At 66.8% G+C, this 3,988-nt stretch carries 3 protein-coding genes and 1 pseudogene; 2 read left to right on the forward strand and 2 right to left on the reverse strand.

Annotated elements, in window-relative coordinates:
• Positions 1 to 209 (reverse strand): annotated as a pseudogene (locus tag E1263_RS41980) (flavoprotein); the annotation flags it as partial.
• A 17-nt stretch (positions 210 to 226) separates the two neighbouring features.
• Here E1263_RS41980 and E1263_RS41985 point away from each other — a divergent pair.
• The gene (locus tag E1263_RS41985) at positions 227 to 1,042 is read left to right on the forward strand and encodes a uracil-DNA glycosylase (RefSeq protein WP_132177997.1); all 816 of its coding nucleotides are present in this window, start codon (positions 227 to 229) and stop codon (positions 1,040 to 1,042) included.
• On the opposite strand, the gene E1263_RS41990 is transcribed toward E1263_RS41985, so the two are convergent.
• Positions 1,011 to 2,891: an elongation factor G gene (locus tag E1263_RS41990; protein WP_132177999.1), complete on the reverse strand. Its 1,881-nt coding sequence runs from the start codon at positions 2,889 to 2,891 to the stop codon at positions 1,011 to 1,013. The two genes, E1263_RS41985 and E1263_RS41990, sit on opposite strands and share 32 nt — an antisense overlap.
• Positions 2,892 to 3,328: 437 nt before the next feature.
• Here E1263_RS41990 and E1263_RS41995 point away from each other — a divergent pair.
• Positions 3,329 to 3,988 (forward strand): serine hydrolase domain-containing protein (locus E1263_RS41995; RefSeq protein WP_132178001.1); only part of this gene is annotated, 660 nt, incomplete at its 3' end.

The following is a 3,988-nucleotide window of genomic DNA, read 5'->3' on the forward strand; positions in this document are numbered from 1 at the left end:
ATGTGTATAGGAGACAGGGGTTGGGAGCGGACGGGGAGGCCGGTCAGCTGTTCGAGTTCGGCTGTTGTTTCCGCGGGGACCCAGCCGGCTGCGGTCGGTGTGAAGGTGATGGCGGGCTGGTGACCGCGGGCGACGAGTGGGCGGATCAATCCTTCGGTCAGCTGATCCAATCCGCCGGCTGCTGAGGCGACGACGCCGATGATGCTCATCTGACTAGTCTGGCTGAATGAAGTTGCCACATCCGCTGACCGGCGAGCTGTTCGAGAGCCCGGTTCCGCCCGGAACAGGTTGGCCCGAGGATCCAGCGGCTGCGGATACGCCGGTGGCGCGGTCGGCCGCCGATGTGGTCACGCTCGCCTCGGGGGACCTGGCTGAGATGGAGGCCCGCGTTTCGGTGTGCCGGGCTTGCGACCGGTTGGTGGAGTGGCGGGAGGACGTTGCCCACAGCAAGCGTGCTTCGTTTGCGGACCAGCCGTACTGGGGTCGGCCGATCCCCGGCTGGGGTGACGCTTCGCCGCGCATCTTGATTGCGGGGCTGGCGCCGGCCGCCAACGGCGGCAACCGGACCGGCCGCGTCTTCACCGGCGACCGTTCGGGCGACTGGCTCTTCGCCGCCCTGCATCGCGTCGGCCTCGCCAATCAGCCGACGTCGACTCATGCCGGCGACGGTCTGCGGTTGCACGCGACGCGAATGATCGCCGCCGTTCGGTGTGCACCACCGGCCAACAAGCCCACGCCGGTCGAGCGCGATACCTGCGCTCCATGGTTCCGGCGTGAACTGGAGCTGGTGCTGCCGACAACTCGGGTGATCATCTGCCTGGGCAAGTTCGGGTACGACGTGCTGCTGGCTGGGCTCGGTTCGCTGGATCTCGCCGTACCGAAGCCGCGACCGAAGTTCGGTCATGCCGTCGAGATCCCGATCGGGCCGGTGACCGTGATCGGCTGCTTCCACCCGAGCCAGCAGAACACGTTCACCGGCAGACTCACCGAGGCCATGACCGACGCCGTACTCACCCGAGCCCGGGAGCTGGCTGACGTCTGATCGGGTCGTAGTGGTCCAGCTGCGTATCCACGACCGCGAGGCCGTGGGCGGCGCCGGTGAGTTCGTTGCGTAGGGCATCGACCGAGCCGGTCCGGACGGTTCCCCGTACGACGGCGATATCGGTCGACAGCGCGGTCGTTTCGCCGATGGCGCCGTACCGGGCCAGGACCTTCAGTACCTCGGGCATCGTGTTGCTGGGGAACTCGATGCTGACCCGGTCGATTGGTTCGCACACCGTGGTTCCGGCCTGGTTGACGGCCTCGGCCACGACCAACGCCGTCGTGTTGCGGACATCGACGGGCTGCGGCGAGGCGGGCGGGTAGCCGCTCTCGGTGATGGTGATCTTGACGTCGGTGACTGGCCAGCCGTGCGGTCCGGCGGACAGCGGCTCGTCGAGGTACCTGAGGACCGCCTCGCGGAAGCCTTCGATGGTGCCGTAGACGTGCAGCGGGAGGCCTCCGCGCTCGGCGGTGATCACTAGATGGATACCACTTCCGGGCGCTGCGGGCTCGACGGTGACGCCCAGGGTGTACGAGTAGTGGTGGTCAGGGTCGGCGTGCCGGAGCGCCGCTCGACCGCTTGTGGTTGGGCGCTCGACGCAGATGACGGACGGCTGACCGAGCGCCACCTCGATGCCGTATTCGGTGGCGAGCGTTTCCGCGATCACCTCTTGCTGGACCTTCCCGTACAGGCTCACGTGCAGCTCGTCGTGCTGCACGCGCAAGGTGATCAGCGGATCGATGTCGGCCAGTTCAGCCAACGCCTTGTGCAGGGCGTTCTGCTGGCTCGGATCCGTTGCTGTGATGGTGGATTGCAGTGCGGGCGGCAGGAAGTTAGTCGCTCGTACGCCGCTCGGCCGCGATCCGATCCAGTCGCCGATCCGCGCTTGGTCCAGACCCTCCACCTGCACGATCTGCCCAGCTATCGCCGTACTGGCGTTGACCGCGCCACCGGGTTGGTGGAGCTGGAGCGCGGTCACCACGCCTTGCTCCACGTGATCCCGTACGGCGAGTGCTCCGGTCCGGAGGCGGATCGAGCAGAGCCGGGCCCGTTTGCTCGTCCGCTCGATCTTGAAGACCTGCCCGGAAAGCGGCCCTTGCGTGTCACCGCTCGACGTCGGAAACAAGCGCAGCGCCGCAGCCATCAACTGCTCCACACCAACAACCGTCCGCGCCGACCCGCACACCACCGGTGTGACCTGCTTCAGGCTCTGCCAAAGCCGCTCGTCCGACGGAAGCCCGTTGTCGACCCATTCGGTCAGCAGGGCGTCGTCGTACCCGGCAAGATCCGCGCACAACTGCTCGCGACCGACCGGCTCGACCGTTGCTGTGCTGTGGCCGGCGTTGTGCACAGCGCTCAACGTAACAACGGCTTCCGTGAGATGCCGCTGAATCTGCCGAACCGTCCGCGCCGGATCCGCGCCGAGCCGATCCACCTTGTTCACAAAGAAGATCGTCGGCACCTTCAGCCGTTTGAGCGCGCGATGCAACACAATCGTCTGCGCCTGCACACCCTCGACCGCCGACACCACCAGTACGGCGCCATCCAGCACCGCCAGCGACCGGTCCACCTCGGCGATGAAATCAGGGTGCCCCGGGGTGTCGACAAGATTCACGCCGACCCCACCGGCGTGAAACGTCGCGACAGCAGCCCGGATCGTGATCCCGCGCCGCCGCTCCATCGCCAGGCTGTCGGTCTGCGTCGTACCGTCGTCGACCCGTCCGCGCTGCGCAACAGCCCCACCGAGCTGCAACAGCGCCTCGGTCAGGCTCGTCTTGCCGGCGTCGACATGCGCCAGCACGCCAAGGTTCAGCCAGCGTCGGGGGAGATCAATAGGTGTCCGGTCCATACGTGTCCTCGTGAGCAGTAGGTGCAGGGCAGCAAGCTCACGAGTTGGCGCATCGGGTAATCCACTCCTAGATCGGCTGAACCGCCACAGTCCTCGACGGTTGCTGGTTCCGTCAACCGATTAATTTCCCCCCGGCGTGCTCAGCGATGTACCCACCGCCTGCCAGCGATGCCTCGCCCGACGTGTCGTGGACGCCCAGGCCATCACAATCGCCCGATCGCCAGACTGGCAAGCGTGAACTCACCTGGCGCGACCAGTTGTGATGGCCTGGCGGTACGGACCGCCACCACTGTGCAAGCTCGTTCCGGGGTCCTCCGGCGCGGGTTCGTGCGCGTGCCGAGGACGGTTGACCCCGAGTTGGTCAGTGCTGGCGGTTCGGGGAGAGCCCGGGGCGATCCCGGGTGCTATTCGGCGCCCCGCCGGTTCAGGGTTGGGGAATGAAGAGACGAGTAGGCCTCGTAGGACTTGCCGCGATCGCCTTAATTGCCGCGCCGTTGCGAGCCGAGGCAGCGCCGTACGGGCTGCAACGGGGACTGGACGAGGTGGTGCGGACAGCCGGCATCGGAGCACAGGCGGAGGTGCACGACGGCCGGTCGGTCTGGCGTGGGCGCAGCGGCATGGCCGAGCTCGGTTCGAGTCGGCCGGTCCCGCTGTCGGGCAGCTTCCGCATCGGCAGCATCACAAAGACTTTCCTGGCCACCGTGACTCTCCAACTCGTCGACGAGAAGCGCCTCAAGCTGGACGACCCGGTCGCCAAATGGTTGCCGGATCTACCGACCAACGGCGCCACAGTCCGCCAACTGATGAACCACACCAGCGGCCTGTACGACGTCCTGTACACCCTGCCGCGCCCGCCGCAGCCCGAGTTCTACGCCAACCGTTACCGCACGTGGACCGCCGACGAACTCATCCAACGCGCCCTCGCCAACCCGCCCACATCCAAGCCAGGCACGGCGTACAAGTATTCCAACACCAACTACCTCCTGCTAGGCGAGATCGTCGAACGTGCCTCCGGCCACTCCTACGCCGATGAGATCAAGCGCCGCCTGATCCTCCCCCTCCAGCTCCACGACACCATCGTCCCCGGCACCAATCCC

Origin of the sequence: Kribbella antibiotica, assembly GCF_004349055.1 — a bacterium.
In the GTDB taxonomy this organism is placed as follows: Bacteria; Actinomycetota; Actinomycetes; order Propionibacteriales; family Kribbellaceae; genus Kribbella; species Kribbella antibiotica.

What these genes read in the sequence shown, in the direction of transcription:
- E1263_RS41985 (WP_132177997.1), top strand. Translation starts at nt 227, where the DNA reads ATGAAGTTGCCACATCCGCTGACCGGCGAGCTGTTCGAGAGCCCGGTT.
- E1263_RS41990 (WP_132177999.1), bottom strand. Translation starts at nt 2,891, where the DNA reads ATGGACCGGACACCTATTGATCTCCCCCGACGCTGGCTGAACCTTGGC.